The sequence below is a fragment of the Halomonas sp. ABH4_019 genome (assembly GCF_056159885.1).
Map to the genome: position 1 here is coordinate 15,337 of NZ_JBSWWC010000005.1, position 21,629 is coordinate 36,965.

Consider the following 21,629-nt stretch of genomic DNA (forward strand, 5'->3'; position numbering starts at 1 on the left):
TCAGGACGACGACGGGCTCACGAGCAGCCCGTGACCCGGCGATGGGGTACACTGTGGCCCACATTTCCCGTGGATGAGTGAGCGCATGGAACTCAAGAACGATCGCCTTCTGCGCGCCCTGGGGCGGCAGCCCGTGGACCGCACGCCGGTGTGGATGATGCGCCAGGCCGGCCGCTACCTGCCGGAATACCGCGAGGTGCGCGGCCAGGCCGGCAGCTTCATGGACCTGTGTCGCGATCGGGATCGCGCCTGCGAGGTCACCCTGCAGCCGCTGGAGCGCTACCCGCTGGACGCCGCCATCCTGTTCTCGGACATCCTCACCATCCCCGACGCCATGGGCCTGGGGCTGTACTTCGAGACCGGCGAGGGGCCCAAGTTTCGCAAGCCGGTACGCAGCGCCGAGGCCGTGGAGGCGCTCCGCGTGCCCGACGCCGAGCGCGACCTCGACTACGTGATGAACGCCGTCTCGACCATCCGCGGCGAGCTCAACGGCCGGGTGCCGCTGATCGGCTTCTCCGGCAGCCCCTGGACGCTCGCCACTTACATGGTGGAGGGCGCCTCGAGCAAGGACTTCCGCCACGTCAAGGCGATGCTCTACGACACCCCGGATACCATGCATCGGCTGCTCGAGACCCTGGCCCAGGCGGTGACCGACTACCTCAACGCCCAGATCCGTGCCGGCGCCCAGGCCGTGCAGATCTTCGACACCTGGGGTGGGGCGCTGTCCACCCCGGCCTACCTGGAGTTCTCGCTGCGCTACATGGAGCAGATCGTCGCCGGGTTGATCCGCGAACACGAGGGCCGTCGGGTGCCGGTGATCCTGTTCACCAAGAACGGCGGCCAATGGCTCGAGGACCTGGCGGCGACCGGCGCCGATGCCCTGGGCCTCGACTGGAGCACTGAACTGTCCGGTGCCCGGGCCCGGGTCGGCCATCGGGTCGCCCTGCAGGGCAATCTGGATCCCAACGTGCTGTTCGCTCGCCCCTCGGCGATCCGCGCCGAGGTGGCGCGGATCCTCGACAGCTATGGCGAAGGGCCGGGCCACGTCTTCAACCTGGGCCACGGCATCAGCCAGTTCACCGACCCGGATCGGGTCAGCGCCTTCATGGAGGCCCTGCACGAGTTGAGCCCGGCCTATCATCAGCGCATCGCCCATGACTGACCCCGGGGGCCGACCACGGCAACGGCTCCGGCGCTGGCACGACCGGCGCCGCCTGTGGGCCGCGCTGGCGGCGGTCGCCGCCTTGGTCCTCGCCTGGGGCAGCCTGATCCCCGGCGAGGCGCTGCCCCGTGCGTTGCCCTGGGACAAGGCCAGCCACTTCCTCGGCTATGCCGTCCTGGCTGGCCTGTCCGGGCTCGCGGGGCTGCGACTGCCGTTGGCCTTCGTCGCCACCGTGGCACTCGGCGCGGCGATCGAGTTCGCCCAGCTGCCGGTGCCCGGGCGCCTCGGCGGCGACCCCGCCGACCTGCTGGCCAACGCCCTGGGGGCGGCCGGCGGTGTGCTGGCGCTGTCCGCCCTGCGACGGGGCTTCCTTCGCGAGTCGTCTTAGGCTACCTTGCGGGCCGCCGCCTGCCTGGCGGCCCGCTCTTCTCCACACGTCACCCTGAGGGTCCCCGATGAGCTCCTCTCTTGATAACGGCCCCGCTGCTGGCCTCGATTCCGGCCTCGACTCCGATGCCGACTCTGGCTGGTTCACCGAAGTCTTCGACAGCCACGGCAGCGCCTTCTCGCTGAAGGTCTCGGAGAAGCTGCACGAGGTGCAGAGCCCCTATCAGCACCTCGAGGTCTATGCCACCGAGACCTACGGCAACCTGCTGGTGCTCGACGGCTGCGTGATGCTCAGCGATCGCGACAACTTCCTCTACCACGAGATGATCGCCCACCCGGCGCTGTTCACCCATACTGCGCCGAAGCGAGTGGTGATCATCGGCGGTGGCGATTGCGGCACCCTGCGCGAGGTGCTGCGCCACCCCGGCGTCGAGAAGGTCACCCAGATCGATATCGACGAGGAGGTGACCCTGGCCGCCGAGCGCTTCTTCCCGGCGCTCACCGCCTCCAACGACGATCCGCGCGCCGAGCTTCGCTTCGCCGATGGGGTGCAGTGGATCGAGGAGGCGGGCGACGACAGCGTCGACGTGCTGATCATCGATTCCACCGACCCGGTGGGGCCCGCCGAGGGGCTGTTCAAGACCGACTTCCTGCGCCGCTGCCACCGGGTGCTGCGCCCCGGCGGCGTGCTGGTGCAGCAGAGCGAGTCGCCGCTCTACCACAGCGGCAGCATCATTCGCGAACTGCGTAGGGACATGCGCGAGGCCGGCTTCGACAGCGTGGCCACGCTGCCCTTCCCGCAGCCGGTCTATCCCTCCGGCTGGTGGAGCGTGACCCTGGCCGGCAAGGCGGCCGACGTCGGTGCCTTCCGCGAGGCGGATGCCGCGGCGAGCGAGCTGCCCCTCGACTACTACACCGCCGAGGCCCACCGCGGCGCCCTGGCGCTGCCGCCCTTTATGCGCCGAGAGCTGGACGATTGACGCAGGCGTCGCCTGGATGACACGACGAACCCCGGCCAAGGCCGGGGTTCGTCGTTTCGAGGGGCTTACAAACTACTCGAGGGGCTTACCAGCTACTGCGCTCGGCCATTGCGGCGTTGAAGTAAGCACTCAAGATGCTCGTTTACCAGCTTGTAAACTCGCACGCGAGCCCGGTCCGTTTTTCGGCCTATTTCGCCTTGCCTGGCCTTCGCTCGTGACGTTTGCAAGCCCCTCGCGAGCGAAATGTTGTCACAGCCGCGGCTCGTTGGCGGGCGCCGGTTCCGCGTGCCCGCCGGCCAGGTCCAGGCGCGGCTCGTCGTGGTGACGGCGCGGGGCCTGGCGGGCGACGCGGGCCGGGCTCAGCACCGCGTCCTCGCCGTCGACCTCGCGGCCGGGGGCGGTCCAGGCATGCTCCTGGTCGTGGACCGCGGGGCGGCGTTCGATCGAGCGGGTGACCACGGCACCGGGGGCGAAGCCGGGGCGCTGAGCCGCCAGGTGGTGGGGGAGCAGCCACAGCTCGGCCAGCAGGCGGGTGGCGACCATCGCCAGCAGCATCACGCCGCCGCCGAGCGCCAGCTCGGGCCAGGCCGCCGCCCAGCCGGTGTCGGCCAGCCAGGGCGTGCGCGGGGCCAGCCACAGGCCGCCGGCCGCCAGCAGGCCGAGCTGGATGACGGCATGGCAGAACAGCAGGGTGGAGCGCGGCAGCGGCTGCCGCGGGAACAGGAAGTGGCGCATCTCGGGTCCTCCGGGGTTCGGCCTGGGGCCGCTCGGTCGCATCGGCGGCGTGGGCCGTGAGCCGGCATCCTACCCCAGTCGGCGGTCCCGCGGCAGTGTCCGCGGAGACCGACGCCGGGTGTCGCCGTTTGACGCTGGCATGGGGCTTGCCAATGCTGAGAGGGTGAGCGGGAGAGCCCCTCTCGCCCCACACCTCCAAGGAGCGACTATGACGACCTATATCGTGGTGGCCGATGCCGCCAGGGCACGGGTCTTTACCCGCGATGCCCTCAAGCTCGAAGAAAAGGACAGCCTGGTGCATGCCGAGGGCCGCCTGCACGAGGGCGACCTGGTGACCGACCGCGAGGGCGACGTGCACGAGTCGACATCCACCACCGCGCGCTCCGCCGGGGGCGAGAGCACGGCCTCCGCGCATCACGAGACCCTGTTCGCCCGCGAGGTCGCCGATCGCCTCTACCGGGCCCGGGTCGACAATACCCTGGAGAAGCTGATCCTGGTGGCGCCGCCGCGCTTTCTCGGCCTGCTGCGCGACAAGCTCGATGGGCCCACCGCCAGGCTGGTCATCCACACCCTCGCCAAGGACCTCACCAAGGCCAGTCTCGAACACATCCAGCAGGCGGTGAGCGACCTGCGTTGATCGGCGGGCGACATCCGCGAGGCGGAGCCGGCCCCGAGTCGTCAAGTCCAAGGGCGGCGTGCCGATAAGGGCAGGGCGCGGCACGTCCGCGTGCCGGCAACCCATCCCCTTGTCCCGATTCGCGAGTGTCTTCCATGACCATCCTTGCCCCGACGCGCGGAGCGGCCCGCCCGCTCCGCGCCCCCCTGACTTCTGCCCGACACGCCCTTCGCCGTCATTCCGAACCGCGGGAGGCCGGCCATGCGCTTTGAGTCGTTGCGTACCCACGTCGCGCTGCTGGTCGGGCTGTGCATCCTGAGCGTGGCGGTGGTGCTGGTCGGCTATGCCACCTGGGCAGGCGCGCGCTCCCAGTCGCTGGTGGCGGAGCGTGCCGGAGAGCTGATCAAGGCCAATGCCGAGCAGCGCCTGGAGGCCCTGGCGGAGGCTCGCACCCAGGCGATCCGGCGCCAGCTCGAGGGCGCCCTGGCCGTGGCCCGCGGCCTGGCCGACACCAATGCGTTGATGGGCGAGCGCGATGCCGAGGAACGGGCCCGCCTGACCCTGGGGCGCCGCGAGCTGTCCTACCTGACCCGCGACGCGGTGGCCGAGCATCCCGAGTTGCTGGACGCCTTCATCGGCTGGGAGCCCGACGCCTTCGGTCCCGATGCCTACTTCACCGACATCGCGGACGGGGGCTACGGGCCCGATGGTCGCTTCATGCCCTGGTGGTATCGCACCGACAACGGTGACATCGAGGTACTGTCACTGGGCGACGGCATGGAGAGCAAGGCGCGCAACGCCCAGGGCATTCGCGAGGGCGAATACTACCTGTGCCCGAAGGAAACCCGACGCACCTGCATCATCGATCCGCACTACTACGACTACGGCGGCGAGCAGAAGCTGGTGACCTCGTTCAACGTGCCGATCCTGGTGGACGACGAGTTCCGTGGCATCGCCGGCGTGGACCTGGACGTGGCCTTCCTCCAGGGCATGCTGGCCGAGGCCAACCAGGGGCTCTATGACGGCGTGGGCGAGATGGTGCTGGTGGCCTCCCGGGGGGTAGTTGCCGCGGCCACCGAGGCCGAGTCGGCGCTGGGTGAGCTCGCCGCCGATGCCCTCGACGAGGCGCTGCAGGCGCCATTGGCCGCGGCCCGTGACGGCGAGGCGAGCTATCGCTTCGACGAGGCGGCCGGGCGCTTTGAGCTCTACCGGCCCTTCACCATCGGCGACACCGGTGAGCGCTGGGTGCTGGCGATCCACCTGCCCGAGCAGGCCGTGCTGGCCGGGCTGCATGGCCTCGAGGCGCGGCTGGCCGAGCAGCGCCGGGCCGACCTCTGGGGGATGAGCCTGGCGGGGCTGCTGGTGGTTGGCCTGGGCCTGCTGGCCAGCTGGTGGGTGGGGGGACGAATCGCCCGGCCGCTGCGCCACCTGGCCGAGCGCATGCGCGACGTCGCCTCCGGCGACGGCGACCTCACCCGGCGCCTGCCGGTGCACGGTCGCGACGAGACGGCCCGCCTGGCCATCCAGTTCAATGCCTTCGCCGACAAGGTCAACGACGTGCTGGTCGACGTGCGCGACAGCAGCGAGTCGGTGCGGGTGGCCGCCACCGAGATCGCCCAGGGCGGCCAGGACCTGTCGCGGCGCACCGAGAACGCCGCCTCCAGCCTGCAGCAGACCTCGGCGTCCATGGAGCAGATCACCAGCACCGTGGAACACACCGCGGACGCCTCGCGGCAGGCCAGTGGCCTGGCCGAGTCGGCCAGCGCCGTGGCTCGCCGTGGCGGCGCGGCCATGGACGACGTGGTGGAGACCATGCAGGGCATCAGTGACTCCTCGCGGCAGATCGGCGAGATCGTCACCCTGATGGACGGCATCGCCTTCCAGACCAACCTGCTGGCGCTCAACGCCTCGGTGGAGGCGGCCCGGGCCGGCGAGCAGGGCCGCGGCTTCGCGGTGGTGGCCGGCGAGGTGCGCCAGCTGGCCAGCCGCAGCGCCGAGTCGGCCAAGCAGATCCGGGCGCTGATCGATACTTCGGCGAGCCGCACCGAGCAGGGCGAGCGACAGGTGCGCGCCGCCGGCGAGACCATGGAAGAGCTGGTGGAAAGCGTGACTCGGGTGGCCCAGGGGCTGGGCGAGATCACCGCGGCCAGCGGCGAGCAGCGCGACGGCATCGGCCAGGTCAACGTGGCGGTCTCCGAGCTGGACCGCATGACCCAGCAGAACGCGGCGCTGGTGGAGCAGTCGACCACCGCCGCCGAGCAGCTCAAGGACCAGGCCGATCGCCTGTCGGTCCTGGTCGGCGGTTTCACCCTGCGGGCCCGCGAGGCCTCGGCGCCGGCCCTGCCGGCGGCCCGCCCCCGGCGGGCCGAGCTTGCCCTGCTGGAGGACTGAGCCGGCCAGCGTTTCCGCAGAGCCGGTCACGGCACAGGGACGTGCCGCTTGGCCGATCAGTAGTGGGGCAGGTCGAGCTGGTCGCTGCGGCGGATGCCTTCGGTCATCTGCCGGCATAGCTTGAGAAACTCGCGCATGCCGGGGGCCAGGTACTTGTGGCGGTGCCAGATGAAGGCGAACTGGCGGCTCAGGTCCAGCTCGGGGGTGGGGATCGGCACCAGGCTGCCGCGGCGGAAGGCGTCGCGCAGCGCCAGCCGCGAGACGCAGCCGATGCCCAGCCCGGACTCCACGGCGCGCTTGATGCCCTCGGTGTGCTCGAGCTCGAGCAGGGTGTTGAAGCGCCCCCGTCGGTGCCGGGCGGCCTGCTCCAGGGTCAGCCGGGTACCCGAGCCTTGCTCGCGCATGATCCAGGCCTCGCGCAGCAGCCGGTCGAGCTCCACCGGGCCCCGGTCGGCCAGCGGGTGGCGGGGGGCGCAGAACACCGCCAGCTCGTCCTCCACCCAGGGCTGGGTGATCACGTCCTCGTCCTCGCACTGGCCCTCGATCAGCCCCAGGTCCAGCTCGTGGTGGCGCACGCCCTCGATGATGGTGCGAGTGTTGCGCACCTGCAGGCGGATGCGGCTGCCCGGGTGCTGCTGCATGAAGTCGCTGATCAGCAGGGTGGCCAGGTAGTTGCCGATGGTCAGGGTGGCGCCCACGTCCAGGGTGCCGATGCCCTGCTGGCCGCGCAGCAGCTCCTCGACCTCCTCGGCGCGGTCGAGCAGCGCCACCGCCTTGGGCAGCAGCTGGAAGCCCAGGGCATTGAGCTTGAGCCGCTTGCCGATCCGGTCCAGCAGCCGGCAGTCGAACTGACGCTCCAGCTCGGCCAGCGCCGTGCTGGCCGCGGACTGGGAGAGCGACAGGGCGCGGGCGGCGTGGGAGACGCTCTCGTGCTGGGCCACCGCCACGAACACCTCGAGCTGGCGCAGGGTATAGCGCATCCGCTGAGCTCCGGAGTTGTTTTATCCAGAGTATAGATAAGCTTTATCCATACAATCAATTTAACAGATATTCCGTCGTCTCTTAGAATCAGCTGCAAAGACTGATCGACGCAATTATGCGTTTACGGAATATACGTTTTCGAAATTGACGGGAGCCGGCATGAGCAAGTTCGCCCTGGAAGAGGTCCTCAGCGTCCATCACTGGAACGACACCCTGTTCAGCTTCAAGACCACCCGGGAGCGCAGCCTGCGCTTCAAGAACGGCCAGTTCGTGATGATCGGCCTGGAAGTCGACGGCAAGCCGCTGATGCGCGCCTATTCCGTCGCCAGCCCCAACTACGAGGATCATCTGGAGTTCTTCAGCATCAAGGTGCCGGACGGCCCCCTGACCTCGCGCCTTCAGCACCTCAAGGTCGGCGATCAGATCATGGTCAGCCGCAAGCCTACCGGCACCCTGGTCACCGACGACCTGCTGCCGGGCCGCAACCTCTACCTGCTGTCCACCGGCACCGGCCTGGCGCCTTTCATGAGCCTGATCCAGGACCCGGAGGCTTACGAGCGCTTCGAGAAGATCGTGCTGATCCACGGCGTGCGCACCGTCAGCGAGCTGGCCTATGCCGATTTCATCACCAAGGAGCTGCCGGCCCACGAGTACCTGGGCGAGGAGATCAGCGAGAAGCTGGTCTACTACCCGACCGTGACCCGCGAGGAGTTCCACACCATGGGGCGCCTGACCGACCACATCCGCAGCGGCAAGCTGGCCGAGGACACCGGCCTGCCGGCCCTGGACCCGAAGCAGGACCGCGCCATGATCTGCGGCAGCCCGGCGATGCTCGACGAGACCAGCGCGCTGCTCGACGAGCTGGGTTTCAATATCTCGCCGCGCATGGGCGAGCCCGGCGACTACGTGATCGAACGCGCCTTCGTCGAGAAGTAAGCCGGAAGCTGGAAGAGCGCCGCTACGCGGCTGGAAGCTGGAAGAATAACCGCCCCCAGGCACTTGCCGTGGGGGCGGTTGCATTTATGTTGCCTTCGAGCTTCGAGCTTCGAGCTTCGAGCTTCGAGCTTCGAGCTTCGAGCTTCGAGCTTCGAGCCTGCGGCCGGGCCTGCTAGAATCCTCGCCTTCATTCTCGTCACAAGGCTCCGCCGTGCTGACTCTGCTGGCCGAGCGTGTCGCCAGGCACCTCGAACGTTCTCCCAGGTCGCCCAAGTACCTTTGCATGCGCGATGCGATCATCGAGCTGATCGTCGAGGGGCGGCTGGAGGAGGGCGCGCGCCTGCCCACCGAGCAGGCGTTGGCCGAGGCGCTGCCGCTGAGCCTCGGCACGGTGCAGAAGGCGCTGCGCGACCTGGTGGAGAGCGGCGAACTCTATCGCCAGCGTCGCCTGGGCACCTTCGTCGCCGGCGGCGACCATCGCCGCGAGATCACCACCCCGGCGTTCGGCTTCCTGCGCCCCGACGGCGCCCGGGTGCGCATGGTGTTCATCCGCCTGCTCAGGCGCGAGCGCTTGAGCCGCCAGGGGAACTGGCGCGAGGTCCTCGGGCCGTGCGAGGAGGGCCATGTGCGGCTGGTGCGCCAGGATCGCATCGACGGGGCCTTCGACTGCCATACCGAGATCTATCTGCGCGCCGACATGGCGGCACCGCTGCTCGAGGTCGAGGCCGAGGCGCTGGAGCACGAGAGCGTGCTGCCGTTGCTCGAGTCGCGCGCCCGGGTGACGGTCAATCATGCCGAGAACCGGGTGCGCCTGGTGCGTCTGCCCAAGCCCGCGGCCCGGGTCATGCTGCCCGGCCAGGCCGAGGAGCCGCCCCTGGGGCTGCGGCTCGAGACCTTCTATCGCCTGGCCGACGACACCACCGTCGCCTGGCAGGTCATGCATATCCCCGCCAACGACTATCGTCTCTCCCTGCGCACCGAACTGCGATAGGGGCCTGCCGGCTCGACCGATCGCCGCGAGAGTCGCGGATGTCGCATCGCATCTGTCGATCTCGTTGGGCACAGCGCGCGATGTGACGCGATAGATCGAAGCCAGTTGGCCGAAGTCCCGAGTTCATGATGGACCGGGCCGGGGCCGACGGATGCCTCGCCGGCGGCGCTTCCCCCACCACTCCGCCTATGCTGTAGACAGGCGCCGATATCGGCACGATACTCAATACTATATAGTATTTGACAGCCGGCGCGGCGCGCCTATACTGGCGCCAAGGATCATATAAAAAACTCCGTCTCAAATAAGAGATTCGTCAGGGATGAATCATCCCCCGACCGATGAGGACCGAGCCATGAGTTGGACCACCGTCTGCAAGACCGACCAGGTACAGGAAGACTTCCCCTATTCCGCCAAGGTCGACGGCAAGGAGATCGGCGTCTACGTGCTCGACGGCGAGTATTACGCCCTCGAGGACGTCTGTCCCCACGCCTACGCCCTGCTGTCCCAGGGCTTCGTCGAGGATGGCCAGGTGGAGTGCCCGCTGCACGAGGCGACCTTCGACATCAAGAGCGGCAAGTGCCTGCGCGAGCCGGCCGACCGCGACCTTCACGTCTATCCGGTGCGGATCATCGACGACGAGGTACAACTCGAGACCAGCGAGGAGAGCTGAACCATGGCCCAGCAGGATTACAACCCCCAACTCAAGACCTGGCAGCGCATCATTCCCTCCAGCGAGCCCGGCCAGGGTCATATCGAAGCCCCCGGCGGCTTCGCCAATCCCGTGTGGCAGACTCGCGCCAGCGCGCCGGGGCCCTTCGAACACGCCCTGGTGGCGGCCCTCGAGGAGGTCTTCGCCGACGGCGCGACCGAGCTGGACGCCGTGGTCGAGGGCCTCAATGCCCGCCACCGCCACGACCGCAATGGCCAGGCCTGGACCCAGGAAAGCTTCCTTCAAGAGATGGCGGTGCTCGGGCAGTGAGCCGTCCGGGGCCATGCCCCTTGCCAGTACAAGACATAACGAGGTCGAGACATGACTAGTGCATCCTCCGTCGACACCACCGTCCAGGATTATCTGGACAGCGGTCTGCGTTCCCTCTGGTATCCCGTCGCCGCCAGTTGGGAGGTCGGCAGCAACCCCGTGGGCATCACCCGACTGGGCGAGAACCTGGTGCTGTGGCGCGGCTTCGACGGCACCCTGCATGCCGTTGAGGACCGCTGCCCCCACCGCGGCGCGCGCCTGTCCAAGGGCTGGAACCTGGGCGATCGCCTGGCCTGCTGGTATCACGGCGTCGAGGTCAACGGCGAGGGCGAGGTCTGTGACGTGCCGGCGATCAGCAACAGCCCGCTGGTCGGCCAGGCCTGCGTGCGTCGCTATCCGATCCAGGAGGCCCACGGCGCCATCTTCGTCTATTTCGGCACCACCCCGGACGAGGAACCCGACGAGCTCGCGCTGCCCGAACAGCTGACCGACGGCGAGACCTACGGCCACTTCCTGTGCACCGCCACCTGGAATTGCAACTACCAGTACGCCATCGACAACGTCATGGACCCGATGCACGGCACCTACCTGCACTCGGACTCTCACTCCATGGCCGAGGGCGACCGCCAGGCCGAGATGGTGCTCGAGCCCACCGAGAGCGGCTTCGTGTTCAAGAAGACCGGCCAGACCGGGGTCAACTTCGACTGGGTCGAGTTCGGCAACACCAATGCCCTGTGGCTGCGCCTGTCGATTCCCTACCAGCAGCGCTTCGGCCCGGGCGGTCCGTTCTGGATCGTCGGCATGGCGGTGCCCGAGGACAAGGAGCACACCCGGGTGTTCTTCTGGCGGGTGCGCAAGGTGGACGGCTGGCAGCGCCAGGTGTGGCGCTTCTTCTATCGCACCAAGCTCGAGCAGCTGCACTGGGACGTGCTGGAGCAGGATCGCATCATCCTCGAGAACCTGGCCCCGCAGGCCCGCAATCACGAGAACCTCTACCAGCACGACGTGGGCCTCTCGCGGCTGCGCCGGGTGATGCTGAAGATGGCCAAGAAGCAGCTGGCCGAGCGCCAGCAGGCGGCCTGACATGGCCGAGATGCTGAAGGGCAAGCGCATCCTGGTGACCGGGGCCGCCCGCGGCCTGGGCCGCAGCGTCGCCGAGGCGGCCGCCGCCGAGGGCGCGCGGCTGGTGATCAGCGACATCCTCGAGGCGGAGCTGGCGCAGACCGCCTCGGCGCTGCGCGAGGCCGGCGCCGAGGTCGAGGCGCTGGTCATCGACCAGGCCGATCCCGCCTCCATCGAGGCGGGCCTGGCCCGGGTCGCCGAGGGAGGTGCCCTGGACGGCCTGGTCAACAACGCGGCCATCGCCACCGGCGTCGGCGGCGAGACCATGATGGACTACGACATGGCGCTGTGGGACCGGGTGATGGCGGTCAACGTGCGCGGCACCTGGCTGATGACCCGGGCCGCGGTACCGCTGCTCGAGGCCGATGGCGGCGGCCGGGTGGTCAACCTGGCCTCGGATACCGCCCTGTGGGGCGCCCCCAGGCTGATGGCCTACGTGGCCAGCAAGGGCGCGGTGATCTCCATGACGCGCTCCATGGCCCGGGAGCTGGGCGAGCGCGGCATCGGCGTCAACGCCGTGGCCCCGGGGTTGACCCACTGCGAGGCCACCGAGTATGTGCCCCAGGAGCGCTACGACCACTACGCCCAGGGGCGCGCCCTGAAGCGCGAGCAGCAGCCCGACGACGTGGACGGGACCATCCTCTACCTGCTCTCGGGCTGGTCGACCTTCGTCACCGGCCAGGTGATCCCGATCAACGGCGGCTTCGTCTTCAACTGAGGTGGTGCACATGGCAAGCGATATCCAGCACATCGTGGTGATCGGCGGCGGCCAGGCCGGCGGCTATGCCTGCAAGGCGCTGCGCGGCGAGGGCTTCGCGGGCCGGCTGACCGTGGTCGCCGACGAGCCCCACGACTTCTACGAGCGGCCGCCGCTGTCCAAGGGCGTGGTCACCGATAGCGAGCCGCTGCCGCGATTGTTCCCGGAGGACAGCCTGGCGGCCCTCGACATCGAGTGGCGGCGCCCGCGCCGTGCCGTCGAGATCGACCGCGCGGCCGGCGAGGTGGTGCTCGACGACGGCGAGCGACTGCCCTACGACCGGCTGCTGATCGCCACCGGCAGCCGGCCGCGACTGCCGGTGGCCGGCTGGGTGGAGATCCCCAACGTCATGACCCTGCGCACCTGGGACGACGCTACTCGGCTCAAGGCCAAGCTCGAGGGCAGCCGCCGGGTCGGCATCATCGGCGGCGGCTGGATCGGCCTCGAGGTGGCCTCCAGCGCCCGCAAGCTGGGTGTGGAGGTGGATGTCTTCGAGCGCGCCCCGGCGCTGTGCGGTCGCAGCGTGGGGCCCGAGGTGGCCGAGGCGATCCGCGAGCTCCACGAGGGCCAGGGCGTTGGCCTGGAACTCGGTCGCCAGGACATCGCCCTGGGCGAGGAGGGCGATGGCCGGGTGAGCGTCACCGCCGACGGCACGGCGCATGAGCCCTACGACCTGGTGGTGGTGGGGACCGGCGTCGAGATCAACCTGGAGCTGGCCCGCGAGGCGGGGCTCGCCACCGAGCAGGGCATCGTCATCGATGCCGCCGGGCACACCTCGGACCCGCGGATCTTCGCCGCCGGCGACGTGGCCCAGCATCCCCATCTGGGGCTCTGCCTGCAGTCCTGGGCCTATGCCCAGAACCAGGCCCGGGTGGTGGCCGACGCCATGCTCGGCAAGGAGGCTCACTACGACGAGCCGGCCTGGCTGTGGTCCGACCAGCACGGCGTCAATATCCAGATCCTCGGCGTGCCCAGCGGCGAGCTGCACTGCGTGGTGCGCCGCGATCCCCAGGGGCCGGTGTTCTTCTACCTGGACGACGAGAACCGCCTGGTGCAGATGGTGGCCTTCGACCAGCCTCGGGCCATCAAGCTCGGCAAGCGCTGGCTGGCCGCCGAGCGGGTGCTCGACCCGGCAGCGCTGGGCGATCCCGACTACAACCTGATGCAGCTGCGCTGATCCCCCCGTGACGACACAACGATAAAGGTGAACCGATGTCCGATACCGCCGCCCCGGCCATGACGGCCGGGGCTTCGCCCGTGGCCGAGTCATCGCGCGGCGCGCGCCGCTGGCTGGTGCCCCTGGCCCTGCTGGCCTGCGTGATCCTGTCGTTCTTCGACAAGATCAGCGTCGCCGTGCTGATCTCGAGCCCCTCCTTCCAGGCGGACCTGGGGCTCGTCGGCGAGTCGACCAAGCTGGGCCTGCTGATGACCGGCTTCCTGCTCTCCTACGGCGCCTCGTCGATGTTCCTGGGCTTCCTGGGCGACATCTTCAGCCCCCGCAGCTGCCTCTACGGCATGCTGATCCTCACCGCCAGCATCATGGCGGTGATGGGCTTCGTCGACGACTACGGCCTGATGCTCGGCCTGCGGGTGCTGCTGGGCATCGCCGAGGGGCCGATGTTCGCGGTGGCCTATACCATCGTCAAACGGCTCTTCCCACCTCGGGAGCAGGCCCGGGCGACCATGCTGTGGCTGCTGGGCACGCCGATCGGCGCCACTCTGGGCTTTCCCTTCACCATCTGGGTGATCGAGCAGTTCGGCTGGCGGGCCAGCTTCTTCGCCATCGCGCTGCTGACGCTGCCGGTGATGCTGATGGTCTACCTGGTGTTCCGTCGCCTCGACGTCACCACCCGCTCCCCGGCGCTGCAGGACAGCGAGCAGTCCCATGTGCCGCTGTCGTCTCACAAGGTGGCCACCGGGCGGCTGCTCAAGCGCTGGTCGTTCTGGGCGATGTGCCTGTTCAACGTGGCCTTCCTGGCCTACCTGTGGGGCCTCAACAGCTGGCTGCCCACCTATCTTGTGCAGGACAAGGGCATCGACCTCGACCAGGCGGGGATCTTCTCCTCGCTGCCGTTCATCGCCATGCTGCTAGGCGAGGTGATCGGCGCCATCGTCTCCGACCGCTTCGACCGCCGCGCCCTGATGTGCTCGATCGCCATGCTCGGCGCGGGCCTGGGGCTGCTGATGGTGGTCTCCATCGAGGACTCCAACTGGGCGATGATCGCCGCCATGTCGTTCAGTGCCGCCATGTGGGGCGTCGGCGCGCCCAATGTCTTCGCGCTGCTGGCCAAGGCCACGCCCTCCGACGTCAGCGCCACCGCCGGCGGCATCTTCAACGGCCTGGGCAACTTCTCCGGCGCCCTGGTGCCGGTGCTGATCGGCGCGTTGATCGTCGCCACCGGCAACATGACCGCCGGGCTGCTGTTCATGATGGCCATGGCCTTCCTCGGCGCCATCGTGCTCCTGCCCTTGGTCCGCCGCTATTGAGTGGCCGGCGCCGGCCCGGGTCGGCGCCGGCCTTTCAGCGCTATCTTGTTGATTCTCAGAGGGTCGTGCACCGACCCTCGACAACCGCTCGGGCGACGTTTGACAAAGCCCGGTGGCGGGCCTACATTGCTATCATCAAATAATAAACAAAGTTTCAAATATGGCACGCCAAGCGGCGCGCCGTCTGGGATGGCAACAAAGGTAACAACAGAATGACAAGCCTGAAGATCGGTATCTGCGGCGGGGGTGTCGGCGGTCTCTGCGCGGCGCTGGCGCTGCGTCAACAGGGCCACGAGGCCATCGTCTTCGAACGCGCCAAGCAGTTCCTGCGCATCGGTGCCGACGTCAACCTGACCCCCAACGCCGTGCGCGCCCTGGATCGCCTGGGCGTGGGCGAGGTGCTGCGCGAGACCGCGGCGCGTCCGACCCACCGCATCAGCCGCACCTGGGACACCGGCGAGGAGACCTCGCGGCTGCCCATGAGCGAGGCCGCCGAGCAGCGCTACGGCGCCCCGCAGCTGACGATCCATCGCGGCGATCTGCTCCAGGCCCTAGAGAAGGCCCTGCCCGAGGAGGCCATCCGGCTGGGCAAGCAGGCCGAGGGCGTCGAGCAGGGCGAGCCGATGCGCATTCGTTTCGCCGACGGCAGCCACGAGGACGTCGATCTGGTGGTCGGCGGCGACGGCATCCACTCCGCGGTGCGTCGCGAGCTGTTCGGTGCCGACCAACCGGAGTTCACCGGCCTGGTGTCCTATCGTGCGGTGGTGCCGCGCAGCGCGGTGCCGGAGGTCGAGAACCTGGACGCCTTCACCAAGTGGTGGGGCCCTAGCGCCGACGTCCAGGTAGTGGTCTTCCCGCTGACCCGCGGCGAGGAGGTGTTCGTCTTCGCCACCACGCCCCAGGACGACTGGCGCGAGGAATCCTGGACCCTGCCCGGCGACGTCAACGAGCTGCGCGAGGTCTACAAGGATTTCCACCCCGATGTGCGCGCCCTGCTGGCCGCCTGCGACGGCGTGACCAAGTCGGCGCTCTACGTCCGCGAGCCCATGGACCGCTGGTCGGTGGGCCATGCCACTCTGCTCGGCGATGCCGCCCACCCCATGGTGCCCTTCATGGCCCAGGGTGCCTGCATGGCCATCGAGGACGCCGTGGTGCTGTCGCGTTGCCTGGAGGGCGTCGACCGGGATGGCCTCTCCGCGGCGCTGGAACGCTACGAGTCGGCCCGCAAGGAACGCACCGCCAAGGTGCAGCGCGGCTCCCGGGCCAACGACTGGCTCAAGGGCGAGGGCAATGCCGACTGGGTCTACGGCTACGACGCCTGGAGCGTGGCGCTGGCCTGACAACGCCGGCCGCCGCTCCCCGATCGCTTCAATAACAACACCCGAGGAAAACCCCACATGACCAAGCAATTCCTGACCTCATCGCTGCTGGGACTGTCCCTGATCACCGCGGCTACCGCCGCCCAGGCCGAGGAAGTCACCCTCAACGCGGTGTCCTTCACCCCCAAGTCCGCGGTGGTCTCTCACGGCTTCGAGGCCTTCGTCGAGGCCATCAACGAGGAGTTCGAGGGCGAACTGCAGATCAACTGGCGCGGCGGCCCCGAGGTGATGCCGCCCTTCCGCCTGGCCGACGCCGTGCGTAACGGCTCCATCGACATGGCGCTGACCAGCCCCAGCTACTACTCCGGCCTGGTGCCCTCGGCCACCGCCTCCAATCTGTCGTTCAAGACCTACGCCGACATCGCCGAGACCGATTACCTGAACCGCATGACCGAGGTCCACGCCGAGCGCGGCCTGCACTTCCTCGGCGAGATTCCGGCCAGCCCGGTGAAGTTCTTCCTGTTCTTCAAGGAAGAGGTCGGCGGCCTCGACGACATCGCCGGCAAGCGCATCCGCGTCTTCCCGACCATCCTGCCGTTCGTCGAAGAGCTCGGCGCCGAGCCCCTGGTGCTGCCCATGGGTGAGATCTACACCGCCATGGAGCGCGGCGTGATCGACGGCTTCGCCCAGAGCAACCTCGGCTGGGTCGACCAGTTCGAGGACGTGGTCAACTACTACATCACGCCCGCCTACTACCGGGCCGGCTTCAACGTGCTGGTCAACCCGGAGGCCTGGAGCGAGCTGCCCGAGGACCTGCGGGGTCGCGTGCAGGCCTACCTGCGCGAGGAACTGGCCCCCGAGATCGACGCCAGCTGGGAAGACATCATCGCCACCGGCTATGCCGAGATGGACGAAGCCGGCTTCCAGGAGGTCGAGCTGACCGGGGATGACGCCGACCAGTATCTCACCACCGCCATCGAAGCGGCCTGGGACAAGCTGGCCGAGGACGTCGACCCGGCACTGCATGCCGACCTCAAGGCCATGCTGGTCGACTGATCGACCTCGCGCCCTCGGCGCCCCTGGGGCGCCGGGGTCCGACCACCTTTCGGGGCTAACGCTATGGATGACTCCCTTTCCGTCTCGCGTCCGCCGGCTTCGGCGTTCATGCGCGGCGTCAGCCGTCTGAACCTGTGGCTGGCCTGGCTCAGTGCCCTGGTGCTGGTCGCCGCCACCACCCTGGTATTCCTGGAGATCCTCTCCCGGGTGCTGTTCGACCACTCCCTGGTCTGGGTCATCGAGCTCAGCGAGTACTCGCTGCTCTACATGACCTTCCTCGGCGCGCCTTACCTGCTCGAGAAGCATCGCCACGTGGCCATCGACCTGGTCACCGACGCCCTGTCCGGGTGGCCGCGGCGGCTGCTGGTCGGCGTGCTGTGCGCCCTGGCCGCGGTGGCCTGTGGCTACTGTGCCTGGGTCGGTGGCCTGGTGACCCTCGACCAGTTCGAGTACGGCATGCGCGAGACCACCCTGATGCGACCGCCGAGCTACCTGATCACCCTGGTCTTCCCCCTCGGCATGCTGCTGCTCGCGATCCAGTTCGCGGCGCAGACCCTCGACAGTTTCAAGCGCTGAGCCCGTGGCCGGCGCACAGACAATACTCCCCTGGAGGCTGATATGGATTGGTGGCTGACGCTGCTCCTGCTCATGGGACCGCTCCTGCTGCTGATGATGCTCGGCATGCCGGTGGCGTTCGCCTTCCTGGTCGTCAATCTGGTCGGTGCCTATGTGCTGCTGGGCGGCATGTCCGGCGTCGAGCAGTTGGTGATCAACACCACCGGCGCGCTGACCAGCTTTACCCTGGTGCCCATCGCCATGTTCATGATCATGGGCGAGGTGATGTTCCGCTCGGGCATCGCCAACGACCTGCTCGATACCCTCGACAAGTGGTTCGGCAAGCTGCGTGGCCGGCTGGCCTTCATGGCCGTGGGCGGCGGGGTGCTGTTCTCCACCCTGACCGGCAACAGCATGGGCTCCATCGCCCTGCTGGGCTCGAGCCTGGTGCCGGAGATGGAGAAGCGCGGCTACCAGAAGCCCATGTCGCTGGGGCCGGTACTGGGTTCCGCCGGCCTGGCGATCATGATTCCGCCGAGCTCGCTGGCCGTGGTGCTGGGGGTGGTGGCCGAACTGCCGATCGGTCGGCTGCTGATCGCCATCATCCTGCCGGGCCTGCTGATGGCGGTGCTCTACACCGTCTACATCCTCGGTCGCTGCACCCTGCAGCCCGAGGTGGCGCCGTCCTTCGACGTCGCGCCAACGCCGGTGCGGGTCAAGCTCGAGGCCGGGGTGCGCAACATCCTGCCCATCGGCATCATCGTGTTCGCCGTGGTGGGGGTGATCTTCCTGGGGCTCGCCACGCCCACCGAGGCGGCGGCCTCCGGCGCCGTGGCCACGGTGCTGCTGGCGCTGCTCAAGCGCCGGCTGAGCCTCGATATCTTCAAGAGCTCGATGTTCGAAAGCGCCGCCATTTCGGTGATGGTGCTGCTGATCGTCGCCGGGGCCATCGCCTTCACCCAACTGCTGTCCTTCACCGGGGCGACCTTCGGCCTGATGGACGCGGTGCTCGGCCTGCCGTTCGGCAACAAGACCATCGTGCTGGCCATGGTGCTGACCATCGTGGTGCTGGGCATGTTCATGGGGCCGTTGCCGATCATGATGATCACCCTGCCGATCTTCGTGCCGGTGGTGGAGCAGTTCGGCTTCGATCCGCTGTGGTTCGCGGTGCTGTTCCTGATCGCCATCGAGACCGGCTCCACCTCGCCGCCGCTGGGCGCCGCGCTGTTCGTGATGAAGGCCGTGGCGCCCGAGGGCACGCGGATGGGCAGCATCTACAGGGCCGCGGTGCCCTTCCTGATCTGCGACTTCCTGGCCATCGGCATCGTCTTCGTCTTCCCCGAGATCGTCACCTGGCCGGTCGGCCTGATGTTCGACTGAGCCGGCGACCCCGAGCGAGGAGGCCGAGATGCGACGCCCCAACTTCATCGTCTTCATCACCGACCAGCAGCGCGCCGAACACCTGGGCTGCTACGGCGACCCCACCGTGCGCACGCCGCACCTGGATGGCCTGGCCGCCGCCGGCGTGCGTTTCACCCGCTTTCACGTGGCCACGCCGATCTGCCAGCCCAACCGGGCCTGCCTGGTCACCGGCCAGCAGCCGTCGGTCAACGGCGTCCGCCAGAACGGTATCCCGCTGGACCTGGATAGCCTGACCTTCGCCGACGTGCTGCGCGGGGTCGGCTATCGCACCGGCTACATCGGCAAGGCGCACTTCCAGAACGTCACCGACATTCCGGCGCCCCCGCGGCGCCAGGCCGGAGACGGCGAGACGCTGCCCGACGCGCTCGGGCACAGTCTGCGCCGCCAGCGCGACGGCGAGGCCTATGGTTGGGAGGTGCGCCGGCGCTGGGCCGAGACGCCGGACCTCGAGCTGCCCACTCCCTATTACGGCTTCGACCATGTGCGGCTGTGCATCGGCCACGGCGACCAGGTGGAGGGCCATTACAGCGGCTGGCTGCGCGAGCGGCATGCCGATGCCGACGCCCTGCGCGGGCCGGCCAACGCCCTGGCCGACGAGGGCGTCACGGCGCCGCAGTGCTGGCGCACGGCGCTGCCCGAAGGCGCCTATCCGACCGCCTATGTGGCCGATCAGGCCTGCGCCTTCCTCGATGACCAGGACGACGAGACGCCCTTCGTGCTGGTGGTGTCCTTCCCCGACCCGCACCACCCCTTCACCCCGCCCGGTCGCTACTGGTCGATGTACGACCCCGACGAGGTGGTGCTGCCGGCCACCGCGGGGCGCTCGGTCGAGGCCATCGCCGAGCTGCCGGATTCGGCCCTGGCGGCCTACCGCTGGGGGCGCGACGAGCCCGACAGCCACTGGCCGCTGAGCCTGTCCGAGCGCCAGCTGCGCGAGATCATCGCCCTCAACTACGGCAGCATCTCGATGGTCGACGATGCCGTGGGCGAGGTGCTGGCCAGGCTCGAGGCCCGAGGGCTCGCCGACGACACCGTGGTGGCCTTCACCTCGGACCACGGCGATTACATGGGCGATCACGGCACCGTGCTCAAGCTCGGCCTGCACTTCCAGAGCGTGGTGCGGGTGCCGCTGATCTGGCACGACCCGCGCTCGCCCGAGCCGGGCGGGCGCGTCTCGGGGCGGCTCGGCAGCGCCATCGACCTGGCGCCGACGCTGCTGCAGCGGGCCGGCCTGAAGCGTCCCGTGGGCATGCAGGGGCGCGACCTGTTCGAGGCGGGCCGGCCGGCACCGCCGGTGCTGATCGAGGACGCCGGCATCCAGGTGTTCCGCGACGGCGATGCCGCCAGCGGCATCACCACCCTGGTCACCGAGGACTGGCGGCTCAGCCTGTTCGAGGGCGAGGCGGGCGGCGAGCTCTATCACCTGACCGAGGACCCCGGCGAGACCCGCAACCTGTGGGCCGATCCGGCCCACCAGGACACCCGGATGGCGCTGCTGGAGGCCCTGGCGCGGCGCATGATCGAGCTGCGCGACAAGCGGCTGTTGGCCACTGCCAGGGCCTGATCCGCCCCTTGCCCGCTCCTTGGGCGTCCGGGCGCGGAATTTAGGCCGGTCGAGCGTTTTTTTCTTCATTAAAATCAGTTGGTTGTAAGTGATTCCTGAGGCTTTTCGCGGACCTTGACAAACGTCGGCCCGACGTCTATCTTCAGGTTGTATCAAATAAGAAATACAGTTTAATATTTGAAATTAGCGGCGACGCCGAGTCGCCAAGGGAAGCCGAGGCGAAATCGGCTCCCGGGTCCCGATCCGGTATCGTAGGCGCAAGGGCGCCAGGGCTCAGCGAGGAGCCCGCCAGCCGGCGCGGAAACCGACCCGACACCAAGAGGCGATGACGCGATGAGCGACACCGAGAAGGACGCAAGGAAGTACCTGATCCCAGGCCTGGAGCGTGGCCTGATCATCCTGATGGAGCTCAGCCGCAACCATCGGGAGATGAGCTTCGCCGAGATCGTCAAGCGCGTCGATATCCCCAAGGCCACGGCCTACCGCGCCATCCAGACCCTGGAGTACATGGGCTTCATCCGGCGCCATCCGTCCACCGGGCTGTATTCGCTGGGGGTTAACGTGCTGCGGCTCGGTTTCGAATATGTCGCCTCGCTGGACGTGGTCCAGGTCGGCCAACCGGTGATCGAGTCGCTGCGCGACAAGACCGGCTGCTCGAGCCATATCGCCATCCGCGACGGTCGCGATGTCATCTACGTGGCCCGGGTCAGCGCCGCCAACGCCACCGTGCGCCGGGTCAGCGTCGGCACCCGACTGCCGGTGCATCGCACCTCCCTGGGGCGGATGCTGCTGACCGACCTGAGTCGCGAGGCGTTCGAGGCGCTCTACCCCGAGGAGACCCTGCCGGACAACGAGCCCGGCACCCCCGCCGACCGCGAGGCGCTGTGGCAGCTGGTGCAGGAGGATCGCGAGCGGGGCTATGTGATCGCCGAGTCCTATTTCCAGTTCGGCATCTCCTCGATCGTCTATCCGCTGCTCAACCACGCTGGAGAGATCGAGGGGGTGGTCAGCATCATGGTGCCGGTGCACGAGATACCGGAAGCCGATCGGGACCGCCTGCGCCTCGAGGTCGCCGAGGCGGCCGACAACATCTCCAACCTGCTGGGCTACCAGGGCAGTGTCGGAGGGCAGTACCAGATGAAATGAATACGTTCTGATCCATTTCGCCGGGCGTTCGGCTCGCCACGCC

The 21,629-nt window shown here is 68.6% G+C and carries 21 protein-coding genes; 19 read left to right on the forward strand and 2 right to left on the reverse strand.

The annotated features are described in order from the left end of the window. Window positions 1–85: 85 nt before the first annotated feature. The 3 genes from hemE (at window position 86) to speE (ending at window position 2,529) form a co-directional block, all read left to right on the forward strand. Window positions 86–1,162 (forward strand): uroporphyrinogen decarboxylase, encoded by a 1,077-nt coding sequence (gene hemE / locus ACXAFN_RS18140; protein ID WP_474991097.1) that lies wholly within the window; start codon window positions 86–88, stop codon window positions 1,160–1,162. After that, entirely contained in the window at window positions 1,155–1,550 is a 396-nt protein-coding gene (locus ACXAFN_RS18145; RefSeq protein ID WP_474991099.1) for a VanZ family protein, read from the forward strand. Before hemE ends, ACXAFN_RS18145 begins: the two co-directional genes overlap by 8 nt. 67 nt (window positions 1,551–1,617) lie before the next feature. Next, window positions 1,618–2,529, forward strand: a complete 912-nt coding sequence (speE, locus tag ACXAFN_RS18150) for a polyamine aminopropyltransferase (RefSeq protein ID WP_474991101.1) — start codon at window positions 1,618–1,620, stop codon at window positions 2,527–2,529. A gap of 249 nt (window positions 2,530–2,778) precedes the next feature. On the opposite strand, the gene ACXAFN_RS18155 is transcribed toward speE, so the two are convergent. Continuing rightward, window positions 2,779–3,264, reverse strand: coding sequence for a hypothetical protein (locus tag ACXAFN_RS18155; RefSeq protein ID WP_474991103.1), 486 nt, complete (start codon window positions 3,262–3,264; stop codon window positions 2,779–2,781). A gap of 208 nt (window positions 3,265–3,472) precedes the next feature. Here ACXAFN_RS18155 and ACXAFN_RS18160 point away from each other — a divergent pair, with 208 nt between their 5' ends. Together ACXAFN_RS18160 and ACXAFN_RS18165 are read left to right on the forward strand one after the other, a co-directional pair. Beyond that, on the forward strand, window positions 3,473–3,901 hold the full coding sequence (locus ACXAFN_RS18160; protein WP_474991105.1) for a host attachment protein: 429 nt from the start codon (window positions 3,473–3,475) through the stop codon (window positions 3,899–3,901). A gap of 240 nt (window positions 3,902–4,141) precedes the next feature. Continuing rightward, a complete protein-coding gene (locus ACXAFN_RS18165; RefSeq protein ID WP_474991107.1) occupies window positions 4,142–6,271 on the forward strand; it encodes a methyl-accepting chemotaxis protein in 2,130 nt (709 codons plus the stop codon). A gap of 56 nt (window positions 6,272–6,327) precedes the next feature. Here ACXAFN_RS18165 and ACXAFN_RS18170 read toward each other — a convergent pair whose 3' ends face one another. Continuing rightward, window positions 6,328–7,251, reverse strand: coding sequence for a LysR family transcriptional regulator (locus tag ACXAFN_RS18170; protein WP_474991109.1), 924 nt, complete (start codon window positions 7,249–7,251; stop codon window positions 6,328–6,330). Window positions 7,252–7,411: 160 nt separating this feature from the next. On the opposite strand from ACXAFN_RS18170, the gene ACXAFN_RS18175 reads away from it, so the two are divergent. The 14 genes from ACXAFN_RS18175 (at window position 7,412) to ACXAFN_RS18240 (ending at window position 21,586) form a co-directional block, all read left to right on the forward strand. After that, window positions 7,412–8,188 carry a ferredoxin--NADP reductase gene (locus ACXAFN_RS18175; RefSeq protein WP_474991111.1) on the forward strand — a complete coding sequence of 259 codons (777 nt, stop codon included), beginning with the start codon at window positions 7,412–7,414 and terminating at the stop codon, window positions 8,186–8,188. A 283-nt stretch (window positions 8,189–8,471) separates the two neighbouring features. After that, window positions 8,472–9,179, forward strand: a complete 708-nt coding sequence (locus ACXAFN_RS18180; protein ID WP_474991113.1) for a GntR family transcriptional regulator — start codon at window positions 8,472–8,474, stop codon at window positions 9,177–9,179. A 352-nt stretch (window positions 9,180–9,531) separates the two neighbouring features. Continuing rightward, on the forward strand, window positions 9,532–9,849 hold the full coding sequence (nirD, locus tag ACXAFN_RS18185; RefSeq protein WP_111382319.1) for a nitrite reductase small subunit NirD: 318 nt from the start codon (window positions 9,532–9,534) through the stop codon (window positions 9,847–9,849). Between the two features lie 3 nt (window positions 9,850–9,852). After that, the gene (locus ACXAFN_RS18190) at window positions 9,853–10,158 is read left to right on the forward strand and encodes a recombinase-like helix-turn-helix domain-containing protein (protein WP_474991115.1); all 306 of its coding nucleotides are present in this window, start codon (window positions 9,853–9,855) and stop codon (window positions 10,156–10,158) included. A gap of 51 nt (window positions 10,159–10,209) precedes the next feature. Continuing rightward, window positions 10,210–11,241: a Rieske 2Fe-2S domain-containing protein gene (locus tag ACXAFN_RS18195; RefSeq protein ID WP_474991117.1), complete on the forward strand. Its 1,032-nt coding sequence runs from the start codon at window positions 10,210–10,212 to the stop codon at window positions 11,239–11,241. A gap of 1 nt (window position 11,242) precedes the next feature. Beyond that, window positions 11,243–11,998, forward strand: a complete 756-nt coding sequence (locus ACXAFN_RS18200; RefSeq protein WP_474991119.1) for an SDR family oxidoreductase — start codon at window positions 11,243–11,245, stop codon at window positions 11,996–11,998. Window positions 11,999–12,008: 10 nt separating this feature from the next. Continuing rightward, window positions 12,009–13,214, forward strand: a complete 1,206-nt coding sequence (locus tag ACXAFN_RS18205; RefSeq protein ID WP_474991121.1) for an NAD(P)/FAD-dependent oxidoreductase — start codon at window positions 12,009–12,011, stop codon at window positions 13,212–13,214. Between the two features lie 35 nt (window positions 13,215–13,249). Then, on the forward strand, window positions 13,250–14,524 hold the full coding sequence (locus ACXAFN_RS18210) for an MFS transporter (protein ID WP_474991123.1): 1,275 nt from the start codon (window positions 13,250–13,252) through the stop codon (window positions 14,522–14,524). Between the two features lie 212 nt (window positions 14,525–14,736). Further along, complete coding sequence (locus ACXAFN_RS18215; protein WP_474991125.1) at window positions 14,737–15,864, forward strand: FAD-dependent monooxygenase; 1,128 nt, start codon at window positions 14,737–14,739, stop codon at window positions 15,862–15,864. 57 nt (window positions 15,865–15,921) lie between these two features. Further along, the gene (gene dctP, locus ACXAFN_RS18220) at window positions 15,922–16,899 is read left to right on the forward strand and encodes a TRAP transporter substrate-binding protein DctP (RefSeq protein ID WP_474991127.1); all 978 of its coding nucleotides are present in this window, start codon (window positions 15,922–15,924) and stop codon (window positions 16,897–16,899) included. A gap of 63 nt (window positions 16,900–16,962) precedes the next feature. Further along, on the forward strand, window positions 16,963–17,475 hold the full coding sequence (locus ACXAFN_RS18225) for a TRAP transporter small permease (RefSeq protein ID WP_474991129.1): 513 nt from the start codon (window positions 16,963–16,965) through the stop codon (window positions 17,473–17,475). A 42-nt stretch (window positions 17,476–17,517) separates the two neighbouring features. Further along, entirely contained in the window at window positions 17,518–18,834 is a 1,317-nt protein-coding gene (locus ACXAFN_RS18230) for a TRAP transporter large permease (protein WP_474991131.1), read from the forward strand. A gap of 28 nt (window positions 18,835–18,862) precedes the next feature. After that, window positions 18,863–20,440 (forward strand): sulfatase family protein, encoded by a 1,578-nt coding sequence (locus ACXAFN_RS18235; RefSeq protein ID WP_474991133.1) that lies wholly within the window; start codon window positions 18,863–18,865, stop codon window positions 20,438–20,440. A 333-nt stretch (window positions 20,441–20,773) separates the two neighbouring features. Further along, the gene (locus ACXAFN_RS18240; protein ID WP_474991135.1) at window positions 20,774–21,586 is read left to right on the forward strand and encodes an IclR family transcriptional regulator; all 813 of its coding nucleotides are present in this window, start codon (window positions 20,774–20,776) and stop codon (window positions 21,584–21,586) included. Window positions 21,587–21,629: the final 43 nt, after the last annotated feature.